11 protein-coding genes and 1 pseudogene are annotated in these 16,204 nt (G+C 69.6%); 7 read left to right on the forward strand and 5 right to left on the reverse strand.

The window, feature by feature from the left end; all coding sequences use genetic code 11:
• Positions 1-13 precede the first annotated feature (13 nt).
• The 4 genes from OG373_RS03905 to OG373_RS03920 all read left to right on the forward strand — a co-directional run bounded on the left by OG373_RS03905 (position 14) and on the right by OG373_RS03920 (position 5,516).
• The gene (locus tag OG373_RS03905) at positions 14-928 is read left to right on the forward strand and encodes a sugar ABC transporter permease (RefSeq protein ID WP_328787032.1); all 915 of its coding nucleotides are present in this window, start codon (positions 14-16) and stop codon (positions 926-928) included.
• Complete coding sequence (locus OG373_RS03910) at positions 928-1,845, forward strand: carbohydrate ABC transporter permease (protein ID WP_328787033.1); 918 nt, start codon at positions 928-930, stop codon at positions 1,843-1,845. The genes OG373_RS03905 and OG373_RS03910 overlap by 1 nt, the downstream gene beginning before the upstream one ends.
• 190 nt (positions 1,846-2,035) lie before the next feature.
• On the forward strand, positions 2,036-2,935 hold the full coding sequence (locus OG373_RS03915; protein ID WP_405435860.1) for an ROK family protein: 900 nt from the start codon (positions 2,036-2,038) through the stop codon (positions 2,933-2,935).
• Positions 2,936-3,389: 454 nt separating this feature from the next.
• Positions 3,390-5,516, forward strand: coding sequence for a family 20 glycosylhydrolase (locus OG373_RS03920; RefSeq protein ID WP_328787035.1), 2,127 nt, complete (start codon positions 3,390-3,392; stop codon positions 5,514-5,516).
• A gap of 254 nt (positions 5,517-5,770) precedes the next feature.
• Here the strand turns inward: OG373_RS03920 and OG373_RS03925 are convergent, their stop codons facing one another.
• Entirely contained in the window at positions 5,771-7,354 is a 1,584-nt protein-coding gene (locus OG373_RS03925; RefSeq protein ID WP_405435861.1) for a S8 family serine peptidase, read from the reverse strand.
• Positions 7,355-7,906: 552 nt separating this feature from the next.
• On the opposite strand from OG373_RS03925, the pseudogene OG373_RS03930 reads away from it, so the two are divergent.
• Positions 7,907-8,301: pseudogene (locus OG373_RS03930) on the forward strand (putative immunity protein); the annotation flags it as partial.
• 1,445 nt (positions 8,302-9,746) lie between these two features.
• Here the strand turns inward: OG373_RS03930 and OG373_RS03935 are convergent.
• The 4 genes from OG373_RS03935 to OG373_RS03950 all read right to left on the reverse strand — a co-directional run bounded on the left by OG373_RS03935 (position 9,747) and on the right by OG373_RS03950 (position 14,682).
• Positions 9,747-11,699: a SulP family inorganic anion transporter gene (locus tag OG373_RS03935; protein WP_405435863.1), complete on the reverse strand. Its 1,953-nt coding sequence runs from the start codon at positions 11,697-11,699 to the stop codon at positions 9,747-9,749.
• A 55-nt stretch (positions 11,700-11,754) separates the two neighbouring features.
• A complete protein-coding gene (locus OG373_RS03940) occupies positions 11,755-12,357 on the reverse strand; it encodes a carbonic anhydrase (protein ID WP_405435865.1) in 603 nt (200 codons plus the stop codon).
• Between the two features lie 284 nt (positions 12,358-12,641).
• Positions 12,642-13,301, reverse strand: a complete 660-nt coding sequence (locus OG373_RS03945; protein ID WP_328787038.1) for a response regulator transcription factor — start codon at positions 13,299-13,301, stop codon at positions 12,642-12,644.
• Positions 13,204-14,682 (reverse strand): sensor histidine kinase, encoded by a 1,479-nt coding sequence (locus OG373_RS03950; RefSeq protein ID WP_405435867.1) that lies wholly within the window; start codon positions 14,680-14,682, stop codon positions 13,204-13,206. Before OG373_RS03950 ends, OG373_RS03945 begins: the two co-directional genes overlap by 98 nt.
• A 741-nt stretch (positions 14,683-15,423) precedes the next feature.
• Between OG373_RS03950 and OG373_RS03955 the strand changes: the two genes are divergently transcribed.
• Together OG373_RS03955 and OG373_RS03960 are read left to right on the forward strand one after the other, a co-directional pair.
• The gene (locus OG373_RS03955; protein WP_328787039.1) at positions 15,424-15,552 is read left to right on the forward strand and encodes a hypothetical protein; all 129 of its coding nucleotides are present in this window, start codon (positions 15,424-15,426) and stop codon (positions 15,550-15,552) included.
• A 408-nt stretch (positions 15,553-15,960) separates the two neighbouring features.
• Positions 15,961-16,170, forward strand: a complete 210-nt coding sequence (locus OG373_RS03960; protein ID WP_328787040.1) for a hypothetical protein — start codon at positions 15,961-15,963, stop codon at positions 16,168-16,170.
• Positions 16,171-16,204: the final 34 nt, after the last annotated feature.

The following is a 16,204-nucleotide window of genomic DNA, read 5'->3' on the forward strand; positions in this document are numbered from 1 at the left end:
GGAAGGCTTCCTCGTGTCCACCACTTCATCCACCGCCCGCTCCGGCCGCAAGGGCCGGAGCGGCCTGGCCCGGCTGGGGCCGCTGCCCTGGATCGGGCCGGCCCTCCTGCTCATCGTCCTGGTCGTGCTCTGGCCGGTCTACGAGATGGTCCGCACCTCCTTTCTCCGGATCAGCAGCAGCGGGTTCGTCCGGGGCTCGGCGGGGTTCGACAAGTACGAGCAGTTGTTCGATGAGCCCTCGTTGCCCTCGGTCGTCCTGTCGACCGTCCTGTGGACCGTGGTGGTGGTCACCTCCACCATGGTGCTTTCCTTGGCGCTGGCCCAGCTCTTCAACCAGCGCTTCCCCGGCCGCCGCGTGACCCGCTGGGCCCTCATCGCTCCCTGGGCCGCCTCGGTCGTGATGACCGCCATCGGCTTCAAGTGGATGCTCAATCAGACCTCGGGCGTCCTGAACACGCTGATGGCCGACCTGGGAATCATCGACGGCCCCAAGGACTGGCTGGGTGACCCCTCGACGGCCTGGCCCTGGATGATGTTCGTCGCCGTCTTCGTCTCGCTGCCGTTCACCACGTACACCCTGCTCGCGGGACTGCAGACCATCCCCGGCGAGATCTACGAGGCCGCCAAGGTGGACGGCACCAGCACCTGGCAGACGTATCTGCGCATCACCCTGCCGCTGTTGAGACCGGCTTTCCTCGTGGGAGTCGTCATCAACCTCATCAACGTCTTCAACTCCTTCCCCATCATCTGGAGCATGACCCGCGGCGGCCCGGACAGCGCCACCGCCACCACCACCGTCTTCATGTACCAGCTGAAGAATTCCGACATCGGCCAGTCCGCCGCCATGTCCGTCGTGAACTTCGCCCTCGTCGTGGTCATGGTCGTCGTCTTCCTCAAGGCCAGCCGCTGGAACCAGGAGGAGAGCTGATGGCCCAGACCGCCCTCACCCCCGAGAAGACCGCCCCGCCCGCCTCGGCAACGCGACCCCCTGCGCGCGGCACACGCAGCGGCGCCTCACGGGCCCCCCGCACGACGCGCCCGCGCACCCTGCTGGTCACCGCCGTCGCCTGGCTGCTGGCAGCCCTGTTCCTGGTGCCGTACGCGGAGATGGTGATCACCGCGTTGCGGCCGGCGCACGAGCTGCGCGACGCCACCTACCTGCCGGCCGGCTTCGAGTGGGCGAACTTCGTCAACGTGTGGCGCGAGTCCCACCTCGGGGACAACCTCCGGGTCACACTGCTGGTCGCGGCGGGATCCACCCTGCTCGTCCTGCTGGTCGCCGTGCCCGCCGCGTACTACACCGCGCGCATGCGGTTCCGCGGCCGCAAGCTGTTCCTCCTGCTCGTGCTCATCACCCAGATGTTCCAGCCCACCTCTCTGCTGGTCGGTCTCTACCGCGAGTTCTACCAACTGGGCATGCTCAACTCGGTATGGACCCTGATCCTGTGCAACGCGGCCTTCAACCTCGCCTTCGCGATCTGGATCCTCACCGCCTACTTCGCCTCCATCCCCGAGGCCCTCGAGGAATCCGCCATGATCGACGGGCTGGGACGGGGAGGGGCGCTGCTGCGGATCACCCTGCCGCTCGCGATGCCGGGGGTCGTCACTGCGATGATCTTCACCTTCATCGCAGCCTGGAACGAGTTCGTGATGGGCCTGACGCTCTCCACCCTTCCGGAGAGCCAGCCGCTGACGGTCGGTATCAACGGCTTCATCGGCAACTACAGCGTCCAGTGGAACTACTTGTTCGCCGGCTCGGTCATCGCCATCGTGCCCGTCGTCATCCTCTTCGCGCTCATCGAGCGGAAGGTCGTCTCCGGCCTCACCGCCGGATCCGTCAAATAGCCCCCACAGCCGCCCGCCCCCTGCGCCCACACCCCCGGCCAGTAGGGGGCGGGCCCTTCCCTGCCCCCACCGGATCCACCTGAGGCGAGGAATGAGGAACACAGCTGCACGCGGTGAACCCAGCACGCGGACCGCACCGACCCGGCCCAGGGACCACACGGCACGACGCGCACGCGCGGCCCACGGGACCGTGAGCGCACTGGAGGCGGGCGCCACCTACATCAAGGGGTGTGTCCTGGGCCCGGACGGCGTCCCACGGAACAGGGAACGCTGGTTCACCCGTCCCGAACGGGGGCCGGACGCCGTCCTCGAGACGGTCCTCACCTGTGCGGCCACGCTTGCCGAGCGCTGTCGTCCCACCGCCGCGGGCGTCATCCTCCCCGGCACCGTCGACGAGACCTCCGGCCGGGCGGTGCACGCCCCTGCGCTGGGTTGGCGGGACATCCCTGTCCGGGACTGGGTGGCCGAGCACCTGGACCTCCCCGTGGCCGTCGGACATGACGGGCGCACAGCCGGGCTCGCCGAGGCACGTGCGGGGGCCGGCCAGGACTGCGGGGACTTCCTGTTCGTCTCGGTGGGCGACGGAATCGGCTCGGCGGTCGTCCTCGCCGATCGGGTCCTCACCAACCGTTACGGGGCGGAGGAGCTCGGCCACACCGAGGTCCGGCCGGGAGGCGACCCGTGCCACTGCGGCGGGTGGGGATGCCTGGAGACGGTGGCCTCGTCCGCCGCCGTCACGCGCCGGTACTCACGGGCGACCGGATGGCGCGGCGTCGGCGCCCGCGAGGTGTATCACCGTGCCGACGCCGGGGACCCGGCCGCCCGCGCCATCTGCGGAGAGGCCATGGCGGCCCTGGCCGACGTACTGGCGGCGGCGATCGGCCGGTACGCGCCAGATCGGCTGGTCGTCGGTGGCGAGCTGGCCGAGGCAGGTGCCTCGCTGCTCGCAACCCTGCGGGAGGCCCTCGTCAGTCGGCTCGGCTCACCGGCCGTACCGGAACTCCGGCTCGCGGGGTTCGGCGAATCGGCGGGCCGCGTGGGGGCGGCACTTCTCGCCAGGGACCTGCAAAACGCACGCACGCGCGGGTAGCCACCACACCGGACGGTCCGCCAGGGCGCGCCGGCGGGTGCGGGATGCAGTGGCGGGCGACGGCATCGCGCCCTGGGACCCCGCCCTGGTCCCGGGTCCTCCGAATGAAGGAAAGCTACGACGCCGTAGGTCTTGACGCTCCCTTCTCCCACTGACACCTTTTGGCTCAAGTTGCTTGCAAGTCGGCGATTAGGAGCAACTACAAGCAAGATCTGCGCTCAGTCGCGCGTCGCGCGTCGCATGATCCCCCGCCGCACCACAAGTGGCTCGCAGCGTCATGATCCTGGCGGGGGACGCGCGTTGCCCGTGACGCGTCGGAATGGGCCCCCAGGGGCCGATTCCGACGTACGAGCCGTGCGCGCCAGCGTTTGCCCTCGCCCGCGCGCATCGCACCCCCTGGCGGCCCACCACCTGGTGTGCTGCCCTCCCGCCTTCCCGTCCGAAGGAGTCAACGATGCGCTGGTTGCGCCGTCGAGGCCGTCACCTCGCCGTCCTCGCCACAGCCCTCCTCACCCTCCCGCTGCCGACCGCTGCCTCTCAAGCGGCGACCACTTCCCCCACGCCCCACCCCGCCCCCTACGCCCTCGTTCCACGACCGGTCTCGCAGCAGGCGGTGCAGGGCCAGGGGTTCACCCTCACCCACCGGACCCCGATCGCGGTCCTGTCGAAGAGCCCCGCGGCGTTGGGCGTCGGCACCTACGTGTCGAAGATGCTCGCCCCCGCGACCGGCTACACCCTGCCGGTCGTCAGGGACACACAGGCACGGAAGAACGCCGTCGTCCTGGACCCCAACGGCCCCAAGAGCCTTGGGGCCGAGGGATACACCCTGTCGTCCGGAAAGCATGGTGTCGTCGTGAGGGCGCACGGGGCGGAGGGCCTGTTCCGAGGAGTCCAGACGCTGCGCCAGCTGCTCCCGGCCGAGGTGGAGTCCCACAACAGACAGCCCCGCCCGTGGACCGTCTCGCCCGTACAGATAACCGACTCCCCCCGGTACGGGTACCGGGGCGTGATGCTGGACGTCGCCCGCCGCTTCTACCCGGTGGAACAGGTCAAGCGCTACATCGACCAGGCCGCCGCATACAAGATCAACACTCTTCACCTGCACCTGACCGACGACCAGGGCTGGCGCATCGCCATCGACGCCATACCGAACCTGACCAAGGTGGGTGCCAGCACCCAGAGCGGCTTCACCGGCGGCACCAACTGGTACTACTCGGCGGCGGACTACAAAGAGATCGTCGCCCACGCCACGTCCCGCTTCATGACCGTGGTGCCCGAGATCGACGGCCCCGGACACACCCAGGCCGCCCTGGCATCGGTGCCCGAACTCAACTGTGACGACAAGGCGAAACCCCCCTACTCCGGCTTCGACGTCGGCATCAGCCTCTACTGCCTGGAGGACAAGGAGCACACGGCCACCACGAGCAGGTTCCTGCGGACCGTCATCAAGGCGGTGGCCAGGCTCACCCCCGGTCCCTACATCCATCTCGGAGGCGACGAGACCCCCCAGGCCACCCAGGAGCAGTACGGCGCCTACGTCAAGGCTGCCACCGAGGCGACCACCGGGCGGGGCAAGACCGTGATGGGCTGGCACCAGCTCGGTCAGGCCGAGGTCCCCTCCGGCAGCATCATGCAGTTCTGGGGCGAGGCCGCTGACCGGGAGAGCATCGGCACCCCGCGGGAGACCGAGAGCATCCGCTTCGTGCGCAACGGCGTCGCCCAGGGCGCCAAGTTCGTCATGTCCCCCTCCGACCATGCCTACCTGGACATGAAGTACGACGTCTCCACCCCCTACGGTGTGAGCTGGTCCGGATACGTGCCGGTGCAGAAGTCCTACGAGTGGGACCCGGCGACGAGCACCGCCAAGCCCGACGGCACCGGCTCCATCGTCCCGGCCCGGCAGATCGCCGGCGTCGAGGCCGCCCTGTGGGCCGACCGCGCCTACGAGGGAAGCGACGCCCTGCCGACCCCGAGCACTCGCTGGCCCGAGCCCCACGCATACGCCGACTACATGAGCTACCCCCGCCTCCCCGCCCTCGCCGAGGTCGGATGGACACCCCAGTCGGCCCGTGACTGGAAGGACTTTCGCCAGCGCCTGGCCCAGCACGGAACGCGCTGGTCCGCGGCAGGGATCGGCTACCACGCCGCGCCCGGCATCCCCTGGCCCGGCACCGTGAAGGTCGTGGAGGGCGCGCACAGCGTCGAAACCGGCGGCAAGGCACTGGACAACCCGGGCGGCTCCACGTCCGACGGCACCGGACTGGTCCTGTGGGCGCCGAACCGCGGCAGCAGCCAGACCTGGACGTTCACCCGGCAGTCCGACGGCTCCTACACCATGACCAACAAGACGTCCGGGAAGTGCGCGGAAGTGACCGGTGGCCCCGGCGCCGTCGTCGTACAACGAACTTGCGGCAACCAGGCCGACCAACGCTGGAAAGTCATCCCGCTCGACGACGGAGAACACACCATCACCTCCGCCAGCAGCGGTCTCCTGCTCACCGCCGCCGCGGCTTCCAACGGTGCCACGGTGACCCAGCAGGAGAGCAGCGGCTCCGCGCTGCAACGCTGGACGATCGACTGACCGTCCCCCACCGCCCGCTACCCCCTCCCCCGCTCCGGACGCGCCTCGAGCAGGCCGTCCGGAGCGGGGCCACGCCTCGTCCGGAGCGCGCCGCGGGCCAGGGGCGTCCGGACGGCACTGTCCGGCCGAATGCCACAGGCAGGCGGCGTGCGGGGTGTCCGGCAGTCACCACGGCGCGGCGGGGACGGCCGCTTGAGCGGCCGTCCCCGCCTGTTCATCCGGTTCCGCGGGGGCCGTAGGCCCCTCTCCCACACTCAGAAGAGGAGGGCCCAGGAGTCGATCTTCCCGGTGTCGCCCGTCGCAAGGTCCGCGACCTGGAGCTTCCACACGCCGTCGGCCACCACTGCGGAGGCGTCCACCAGGTAGGTCTGGACGATGTCGTCATCGCTGCCGCCGGTGTGGTTGCGCAGGTTGTAGACGGTGCCGTCCGGGGCGACGAGGTCGACCCGCAGGTCCCCGACCCAGGTGTGCCGGATCTCGACCGATACGCGCAGGGCGGCCGGCGCGGTGATCCCGCTGGCAGTGATCGGCGACTCGACGGTGGAGTGGTCGGCGATCACGTAGTCGTCCGAGTTCTCGAAGCGGGTGCCCGGCTGTGGCGGCGTGGCGCCGTCACCGACGTACAGGAACCGGTTCGGGGAGCCGGGTCCGGGGGCGGTCACGACGTCCCGGGTGGCGACGGCGGCGAGGCCCTCGGCGACTTCTGCGGGACTGCTGTGCGGGTGCTGCGAAAGGTGGAGGGCGGCGGCACCCGCGACGTGCGGGGCGGCCATCGAGGTACCGGAAATCGTGTTGGCGGCGTGGTCATCGGTGTTCCATGCCGAGACGATGGAGGCGCCCGGCGCGAAGAGGTCCAGACTGCTGCCGTAGTTGGAGAAGGAGGTCTTGGCGTCGCTGCTGTTGGTGGCGCCCACGGTGAGGGCTTCGGCGACGCGCGCCGGGGACCTGGTACTCGCGTCCGTGTACTCGTTGCCCGCCGCGACGGCGTAGGTGACGCCGGAGGCCACGGAGTTGCGCACTGCGGTGTCGAGCGCGGAGTTGGCACGGCCGCCGAGTGACATGTTGGCCACGGCCGGTTTGACGGCGTTGGCTGTCACCCACTCGATGCCGGCGACAACCTGCGCGACCGTACCGGATCCGGAGTCATCGAGGACGCGGACGCCGACGATCTTCGCCTTCTTGGCCACACCGTACAGGGAGCCCGCGACGGTGCCCGCGACGTGAGTGCCGTGGCCATTGCCGTCCTGGGCGGTGTTGTCGTTGTCGATGGCGTCGAAGCCGTCGAAGCCGCGGCCCCCGAAGTCGCTGTGAGTGATCCGCACACCGGTGTCGATGATGTAGGCGGTCACGCCCTCACCGGCCTGATCCACGGGGCTGTAAACTTGGTTGAGCGGCAGTACCCGCTGATCAATGCGGTCCAGACCCCACGACGGGGGGTTGGGCTGGGTGGTGGCGGCACCGTCGAGTGTGACGAGACTGTTCTGCACCACGGACTTCACCGCCGGGTCGGCCGCGAGCCTCCTGGCCTGCGCCGCCGTGAGCTCGGCGGAGTAGCCGTTGAGGGCGGCGGAGTAGGTCCGGTCGATCTTCGCGCCGTACCGCTTGACCACAGCCCTGCCCCCGGCATCCGTGGAACGGGCTGCAGAGTCCTTCAGGATGACGATGTAACTGCCGGGAACGGTCCCGGCCGCTCCCGCGTTCTCGACAACACCCTGCGCCTGAGCGCTGCTTCCGGCTGCCGACGCGGGCAGGGTGGAGGCCGCGGCGAGCGCAGCGGCCAGGATCGCGGTCCCGGCGATGCCGGCTAAGTGCCGGCGGGTATGACGCATCACAAACATCGAAGGTTCCTCCTCCTAGGTGGTGCGGAGCGGGGGTAGCCCGGCGGTCCTGCGGCACGCATGGCATGGCCATGCCAATTGCCACGATTCGACACACCTGATACCGCATCAAGCGTCGCATGTTTACGCGAACATACGATTTCTCGGGAGTAAAATCCATCTCACCGGCGCCCCATGGCCGATGCCGGGCTGGTACCAGCGGGCGGCCGTGTTGATCTCGCCGGTGACCGTGTCGGTCCAGCCGGACTGCGCCGAGAACCCGTAGTTGCGGGAGGAGGCGCCGACCGTGCCGGTCGCGGCTGACACCCATCCGGTGCCACCACCGCACGCATTCACACTGCGGGTGCCTCATTTGGATCCGGTACTCCGAGGTAGTGGCGCAGACCGCGGTGACACGCCCCTGCTTGCGAAAGCTCGAACGGATGGACGTGAACGTACCGGCCCCGTGACCTTCTGTTGCCGGACCCTTCATTCCCTGCGCCAGGCGGCTGACCGGCCGCCAGGACACACCGCAGCGAGCGGCGCCGATGTGCGCAGGAGGGAGTGCACGTCATGATCCTCCCGAAGGTCCGCGACCCTCGCTTCGTGACGATCCGCCGTGGTGGGACTCTCACTGATGCGGATCATCGCCTCCTCCCTCTATGGGCCGCCGCCTGTGCAGAGCACGTCCTTGGCCTCTTCGAGGCGGCCCAGCCTGGGGACCCGCGACCGCGTCAGGCGATCGAGCAGCCCGGGCCTGGGTGCGTGGCGAGGTCAAGATGATGCAGGCTCGCGCGGCGGGCGGCCATGCGATGGGGGCAGCCAGAGACCTGCGTGGGGCAGCACGGCCTGCCGCGTACGCCGCCGGCCAGGCCGGGGCCGTCGCCCACGTCGCCGCGCACGAGCTCGGCGCGGCCGCCTACGCGATCAAGGCCGCACGTGCAGCGGCACCGGAAGGTCACCGGGAACCACCGTCCAGTTGTGTGGGAACGCGGGAAACACGGAGCCGTTTGAGGTCGGGGATGTGGTTGTGGAGGGTGCAGGTCCAGATCCGATACATGCCGCACGACGACCGCAGCATCGAGTTCTACGACGGCGAGACGCACCTGTGCGCCGCCTACCCGACCGGCCAACTCACCGCGGCCCAGACCGACGCCTTCCGCGAGCGCGCCCGCGCGGAGGCGACACGTCTCGGCCGGGAGCGGCGCCGCGCCTCCCGCCAGGCCCGCCGCACTCTCGCGCCGATGACCGGCAACGGCACCCCGCCCGCCGAGCCCCGCCCGGTGCCCGAAGGCGACGGCCGGACCCGTACGCAGCGCGAGCGCGACCGGCGCTCGCCGCCAGGGCCAGCACGAGCCTGTTCGGACCTATCGGCCCCACCGCCGACCCGGAGCCAACGCCGCGACCGGCGTCGTCCACGGCCCGGCCAGCACCGGCAAGACCTTCGCCGTCGAGGCCGCCCTCGAAGCCCCCGCCTGGGCCCGCCCCGAGCTCGGCGGCCCGTACGCCCTGCGTCGTGCGGCACCCCAGCACTTCACCCTGAGCCCGCGCAACGACGTCCTCACCAGCAGATGGATTGGCTCCATCCCGCCGACCACGATCGGTCCTGGCGCACCCCCACCGGTCCTTGGATCGCGACGTCCTCACCGACCTCGCCGCCGTGGTGCTTTTCCACGCGCACCACGTCGGAAGCGTCTCCCCGCACGACCGGGACTCACCGGAGTGGGCCACCCCCATCGCGGGGCGATCTCGTCCTCCCGCAGCTCCCAGCCGTCGGCCTCGCACGGCGCCCGCCTGGTGCGAGGGGCGCCGTACGGGATCCGTACGGCGCCCCTCGCGAGACATCCAGGTCGGGCGCAGGACCTACCGTTGTGCATGAGGTGCAGGAGGGTTGGAACGTGGAGGTGCCGCTGAAGTGCCCCTGGCCCGGGCCGTACAGGATCAGCTGGTGGCAGAGGTGTCATCAGCGTTGCCGGCATCCTGAGTGGGCCGGCAGTAGCCAGTCGAGTGGGATGTATCGCCGCGGCGAGCCGGAGGCCGTCCACGCCCCCGCCCGTCTCACGTTTCTGCTCCCCGCAGACTCAGTACGGATGACGTAACGGGACAGGCTTCGCCAGTACCCCGGTGGCCGGATGGAGGGTCTGCTGGACGGCTGTCTTCGCCCCGGTTCCTACTGCGTGCGCGGGTGCGGTGAGCAACGTATGGAGGTCGCACAGCAGCACGAAGAGACCATTGTTCTCAACGACGTTGCCCTGCTGGCGAGGGATCATGCGGGGTCCGCGTGCCTCCCTCTTGGCTTCCGGACGGGGGGCGGGGGGACGGGCCGAGCGGTGGTTCGGGGCACCGGGTTCGTCCCACTGGGCCTGGCAGCCCGCGCACCTCGTGTGCCTGGGGTGCAGGCGCACCGGGCGCTTCATTGTTGGGTTCCTTCCCAGTAGGCACGTTCGGCGGCACGCTCGTCCTCTGGGGTCCAGTGGCTGGCCTCCGGCGGATCGTAGGCGTGCCCGTAGCCGTAACTGCCGGGGTGTGGGGCACCGTAGGCCGCGTTGTACGAGGCCGCGTGCGGGGCGCCGTAGTTGGAGACCACGTGGTCCAGCACCGCGTAGTTCGCGGCTGTCTGGATCGGGACGCCGTGCTGCCAACCCCCGGCGGCGGCGTGCGGCCAGGGCTCCGCGACCGGGTGCTGCTGACCGGGGATCAGGCCGACAGCCGGTGTGGGGATCGGGCCGGGGAACTGCGCGGTCTGACCCTGCGGGTGTTCCGGTCCTGCCGGGAAGTCCCCTTCGAGGAGGCTGTGGTCGGGTGCCGTCGTCTTCTCTGGCAGGGTGCCCGGCAGGAGGAGTTCCACGTGTTCGGCGCCAGCCTTGCGCTGTCGTTCGGCGAATTCCTCCACCTGGCTGCGGCATGCGAGGTCGAGGTGGACCACGGCGGTGAGGTCCAGATGGATGCGCAGCATGCCCGCGACAGAGTCCAGGGCCTCGATCAGCTTGGGCAGGCGCAGGAATGTCGCGTTGCCGCTCATGGTCAGGCAGGCGGTGTTGTCGACCGAAGTGGTGCGGAAGGCGATCCTGGACATGCGCAGGGCGACCAGGACGATGGCGACGGCCAGGCCTGCGAGCACGCCTTCGAGGAGGTTGGCGGCCACGATGGCGACGGTCGTGATGACCATCACGATGCCCTCGCCGCGGTCGGTCTTCCACATCTTCGGGAAGGCGGTGGGGTCGAAGAGTTTCCAGCCCGCGTGGAGGAGGATGCCGGCAAGCACCGCCACCGGAATGAGGCCGAGGAGGCCGGGCAGCAGCAGCCCGAAGCCGAGCAGCCAGCCGCCGTGCAGCACGCGGGAGATCTTGGTCTTGGCGCCGGCCTGGACGTTGGCGGAGCTGCGGGCGATCACTGCGGTCATGGGCAGTGAGCCGAGGAGCCCGCACAGAACGTTGCCGATGCCCTGGGAGAACAGCTCCGCGTTGTACTTGGTGCGTGGCCCGTCGTGCATCCGGTCGACGGCGGCGGCGCTGAAGAGGCTTTCGGCGGAGGCGATGATGGCGAAGGTGATCACCATAGTGATCACCGCGGGGTCGGCAAGGCCGGCGAAAGCGTCCGGTCCGGGGAAGTTCACCGCGTCCAGCAGGCTGCCGAAGACCACCCGCTTGACCTCGATGCCGGGCAGGGCGGCGAGGACGGAGCCGAGCATGACCGCGATCAGGGGAGCGGGCACTTTGGACAGGGGGGCGGGCACCTTCTTCCACAGGAAGCAGATCGCCAGCGAGCCGATACCCAGAAACAGGGCGGCCAGCCGGTGTGGATCGGCCAGGGTGGACTGGACCAGGTGCGGCAGGCCCCCGATGTTCTTGATGGCCGAGCCGAGCTGCTTGGCGTCCATGACGGCGTAACTCTGGCTCAGCATGAGCGGCAGCCCGATGCCGGCGAGCATGCCCTGCACCACGGCCAGGGAGATGGACTGGAACAGACTTCCCAGTCTGAGCGCTCCGAGCCCCATCTGGATCAGGCCGGAGGCCAGGATGACGGGGCCGAGCAGGGCCAGACCGTGCTCGGTGGTGAATTCCAGGCAGAGCCCGGCGAGGCCGGCGGCCGGCCCTGATACCTGCAGGCTGCTGCCGGGCAGGAAGCCGACGACCAGGCCGCCGATGATCCCGGAGATGATGCCGAGGGCGATGGGGACACCGGAGGCGGCCGCCACTCCGATGCACAGCGGCAGCGCCACCAGAAAGACGACGAGGGAAGCGAGGATGTCCGTGCCGGCGGAGGCCGGGCGGGCCGACGGGCCGACGGCGCTATGGGCCGAGCGGCCGGGTCCCCGGCGTGCGTGGCGTGCGCTGCCGGCGGAGCGTGTGTGTTCAAGGGGCACGGGTGTTCCTTTCGCGCGCACCGGTCACCCGGTGCGCGTGCAGGGGGGCGTGGTCTCAGTGCTGGCCGAATACACCTCGTGTCTCGTCGAGCTCCCACAGATCCCCGGTGTCCACCCGGTAGAACCAGCCGTGCAGGCTCAGTTGGCCCGCGGCCGTGCCGCGCTCGATCTGCGGATAGCCACGCAGCGTCATCAATTGCGCGGTGACGTGGCGCTGTACGGCGTCCGGCAGCGCCGGGTCCTTCGGCGGGATGTCGAGCAGCCCGGTCAGTGCCGGTCTGGCGAAGTCCACCCAGCCCGCCACGCTGGGCAGATGGGTCAGGTCCTCACCACGGGCCACGGCCCCTACCGCGCCGCAGTGCGAGTGTCCGCACACGATGATGTCGCGGACCTTCAGGACCTCCACCGCGTACTCGATGGTGGCGGCTTCGCCCGACCGGTAGCCCGGCCGGTAGGGCGGCACGATGTTGCCGGCGTTGCGCAGCTCGAAGAGTTCGCCCGGCGCGGCCGCGGTGATCAGTGTGGGCACGACCCGCGAGTCCGAGCAGGTGATGAACAGCGTTGCCGGGCCCTGCCCGAGCGCGAAGTCCCGGAAGAGTTCCTTCTCGCGGGCTATGCGGTGTCGAAAGGAGCGGGCCCGCTTCAGTAGGTCGTCCATGCTCATGTCTCCTGGCTCTGAAACATCCTGGGTGGATGTCATGGGTGAGAGCCTGTGGCGAATACATGAGCTAGTCGTGGGTTACCTGTGAGAGTGCTCTCACGGACGCGCCACAACGGTTCGGGGCGCGGGCCGGGAGGCGCCCACGTACCCAGCCGGATGGCGGCGTACGCACGAAGATGGATGGGCTCGAGCCGGATGACACGCGAGGGTGCCCCAGGTGGGCTGCGGCACCGCCGCCTTGGCTTTGCAGATGAGCTTCTGTGCGTGGACAGAGGCGGTAGTCAGGCGCGCAGCCGGTAGCCGGCGCCACGGATGGTCTCCACCCGGTCGGCACCCACTTTGCGTCGCAGGTAGCGCACGTAGACGTCGACGATGTTGGACCCGGGATCGTAGTCGAATCCCCAGACCATGCTGAGCAATTGCTCCCGCGTCAGCACTTGGTCGGGGTGGCGCAGGAACACCTCGGCCAGCGCGAACTCGCGTGCGGACAGCTCCGCCACCCTCCCGTCCACGTGTGCCCGCCGGGTGCGCAGATCGAGTACGAGGTCACCGGCTCTGAGCAGTGAGGCTTCCGGGGCGCCGTCCGCGCGCAGCCGTAGCCGTACCCGGGCCAGCAACTCCTCGAAGGCGAACGGCTTGGAAAGGTAGTCGTCGGCGCCGCCCTCCAGACCCGCCACCGTGTCGGACACGCTGTCCCGCGCTGTCAGGATGATCACCGGGAGGGTCACCCGGTCCTCGCGGAGCCTGCGCAGCACTGTGAATCCGTCGCAGGCCGGCAGCCCTAGATCCAGGATCATCAGGTCACAGCCGCCCGCCCGGGCCTCCTCGTAGGCGGATAGCCCGTCACCGACCACGGTGGTGACGAAACCAGCGCTTTGCAGGCCCCGTTGCACGAAGGCGGCGATCCTGGCCTCGTCCTCCGCTATGAGTACCCGGTTCATGGTGTCCTTTCTGCCAGGAAGTGTGGGCGGGCAGCGCGATCACGAATCGGGCGCCGCCGCCCTCGGCGTCCTCCACCCAGGCCGTGCCGCCGTGCGCCTGAGCGATTTCCAGGACGATGGCGAGGCCGAGCCCGATGCCCGGGCTCGACCCGTCGGCCGAGACAACTCGGCCGGCTTGCGCGAAGCGTTCGAAGATGCGCTCCCGGTCCTGCGGCCCGACCCCCGGCCCCGCATCCCGCACCCACAGCAGCAGGCGGCCTTCGCGGAGCTGGGAGCCGACCTCGATGAGGTCCCCGGCGCGGGTGTGGCGCACGGCATTCGCCACAAGCTGCATCAGCGCCTGGGTGAGCCGCTGGCCGTCGATAAAGAGCGTGGCCTCCGACACTTGTGCCACCCGCCAGTGCCGGTTACCCAGCGCCCGGGCCTTGGCGACCACGTCGACCACCAGGTCCGTCAGGTTCGTCTCGCCGAACGCGAGGAAGTCCGGGCGCTCCGCCTTGGCCAGCAGCAGCAGGTCCTCCACGATCCGGGTCATCCGGTCCAACTCGTCCACTACCAGGGCTCGGGTCGCCGCCGGATCGTCCGCCCCGTCCTCCACCAGCTCCAGAGTGCCCCGGATCACCGTGATCGGGGTGCGCAGCTCGTGCGCCACTTCGTCGAGAAAACGGCGCTGGGTGGTGAACGCGCTCTCCAGCCGGTCCAGCATGCTATTGAACGTATGTGCCAGCGCCGCCACGTCGTCAGTTCCCGCCACCTCCAGCCGCTCTGTCAGGTCGGACTCTCCGATCCGCTCGGCGGTCTGCCGCACCAGGCGAATCGGCGCCAGCACCCGGCCGGCCACCAGCCAGCTCGCCGCGGCCGCGAGCACCAGTCCTCCGCCCCCCGCAGTCAGGAACATCTTCGCGAGCCACCGTTCCTCCCGCGTCTGCCGATCCCGGAACTCCACGATCACCAGACGCGTGTCGTGCCGGTCCCCCGCCACCCGCACCGGGACGACGCCGTAGCGCACTCGCCCGGCCGGCGAGTCGAGCCAGCCGATCCGCGTGCCGCTCCCCTTCGACAGCCGCGCGACCACAGCTGCGTCCTGGTCCAAGCGCGTGGGTACCGCGTTGGGGCTGCGCCGGTCGGCTCGGCCGTCGACGAGACTGAAGAACGCCTCCTCCCGGCGCGGCAGGTTGACGGTCATGAACTCGGTCAGCAGCGACGCCCCGTCGACGAACGGCTCCCCGGTGGCCGGCTCCCGCGCCGTATGTGCGAACCGGCGCAACTTGTCCGCTTCACTGCGCAGTTGATCATCCATCTCGGCGTCGAGCCTGACCTGCCAGATCAGCGTGATGCCGAACGCCGGCACGGCCAACGTCGTGGCGACCAGGAGCAGCATCATTCCCACGATGCGTGACCGGGCGCTCGGCATCCGACGACGCCCTCTCACCCGTCGCTGCCGCCGTCGTCACCATCGTCATCGCTCCCGGTCCTGGCTCGCCAGCCGGCACTGGGAGAAGGGCTGGCACCGTCATCGCTGCGGGGCGGCGACGGCCTCGGGACCGGCCGGCCTCCGGGTTGGGCCGACGAAGTCGGGGCAGGCGACGGAGTCGACGCCACGGCTGACGGCGGTGGAGCGGCGGAAGGTACGACGGACCGCGACGGAGGCGAAGACGGCTCACCACTGCTCTCCGATAGGGGTACCACGATCTCAGGGCCCAGAGATGGCGGATCGCCGTCACTGGACCACCCAAGCCCGATCACTGCCCCTACGGCCGTAAGGGCGCACAGAGCAGCGACTGCCACGCCGACCTTCCGAAGCACCATCCGGCCAGTCTGCCGCCCCCATCGAACGCATGAATGAAGGAGGAGAGATTTCTCATCTACCGCCTCGGGCGGGTACGCCACCCCATTCCGGATCACGGCGACAACTCGACGACAGTGTCCGCTCGCGGCCGGTTCGCTCAGGCCCCGGGTGCGGACGGATCTCCCGAGCTGCAAGAGACCGCCACCCGTATGCATTGGGCCTGCCCCCCTGAGCTCGCCCAGTTCCTCGCCTCCGGGGCGCGGCGTCCAGAAAGGCCTTGCGGCCCTCCAGCAGTACATCGCGCGGGAGGGCGCCCTGCCGGGGCGCGCCGGTGTGCAGGAAACGCCCGACGGGGACATCCACTGCGTCGCGGTATGGCTCGCCAACCAGAAGCAACGCCGCGACCGGCTCGACCAGGCACAGCGGGCCGCTCTGGCCGACCTCGGCGTCCACTGGGCCTGAACATGACGTGGGAGTCAACGTCGGCGCCGGATTGCGCAGGGTCGTCGAGCTCGGCGCGTCACCATCCTCCGCGCCATTCCCGACGGAGTGGATACCGACGAGAGCCTGACCTTCACCAGGACCGCCACGGGAAGCGGCCCCTTCCACGTGGAACTCGACGCCTACCAGGGGTCGGGCAGCTCCCCCTGTACGTGCAGCTGAGTTGCGACGCATGCCGGACCGGCAGCTTTCCTCCGGTCCGGCATCCTTGCGCGCAACCGAAGGTTGCCGGTAACCACATGAAACACCAAAACAATGCATAAATTACGCAAGCCGCCCTCCGTGCAGTCCGGGAGTAGGTTCGACTCGTCACAGACCTCTTCGGAGGCTCGAGCGCTTCTCCCGGAATGACCAGAAGGAGACTTCGTCATGATCGTCAAGAAGCTGCATGCCGCAGGCGTGAAGAGCGAACATGCCTACCTGGCGGCCACTCTGTCCATCGGCCTGTCGCTCGCATCGTGGCTCGCTTCCAACAGCCGCGAGGACGTCGAGCGGGCGGATCGGTGGGGCATCTTCATCGGGGAGTGGGCGCCCACGTTCTTCGGCCTCGGCCTGGCCCTCGCGAATTACGAGCAGTGACACAGCCGTGTACCGACACGATCTTCCATAGGAA

Origin of the sequence: Streptomyces avidinii, assembly GCF_045161815.1 — a bacterium.
Taxonomy (GTDB): domain Bacteria; phylum Actinomycetota; class Actinomycetes; order Streptomycetales; family Streptomycetaceae; genus Streptomyces; species Streptomyces avidinii.

Excerpts from the sequence above, each read along its gene's own strand:
- OG373_RS03910 (WP_328787033.1), top strand. The coding sequence starts at position 928 with ATGGCCCAGACCGCCCTCACCCCCGAGAAGACCGCCCCGCCCGCCTCG.
- OG373_RS03920 (WP_328787035.1), top strand. The coding sequence starts at position 3,390 with ATGCGCTGGTTGCGCCGTCGAGGCCGTCACCTCGCCGTCCTCGCCACA.
- OG373_RS03925 (WP_405435861.1), bottom strand. The coding sequence starts at position 7,354 with ATGTTTGTGATGCGTCATACCCGCCGGCACTTAGCCGGCATCGCCGGG.
- OG373_RS03940 (WP_405435865.1), bottom strand. The coding sequence starts at position 12,357 with ATGGACGACCTACTGAAGCGGGCCCGCTCCTTTCGACACCGCATAGCC.
- OG373_RS03945 (WP_328787038.1), bottom strand. The coding sequence starts at position 13,301 with ATGAACCGGGTACTCATAGCGGAGGACGAGGCCAGGATCGCCGCCTTC.
- OG373_RS03950 (WP_405435867.1), bottom strand. The coding sequence starts at position 14,682 with ATGCTGCTCCTGGTCGCCACGACGTTGGCCGTGCCGGCGTTCGGCATC.
- OG373_RS03960 (WP_328787040.1), top strand. The coding sequence starts at position 15,961 with ATGATCGTCAAGAAGCTGCATGCCGCAGGCGTGAAGAGCGAACATGCC.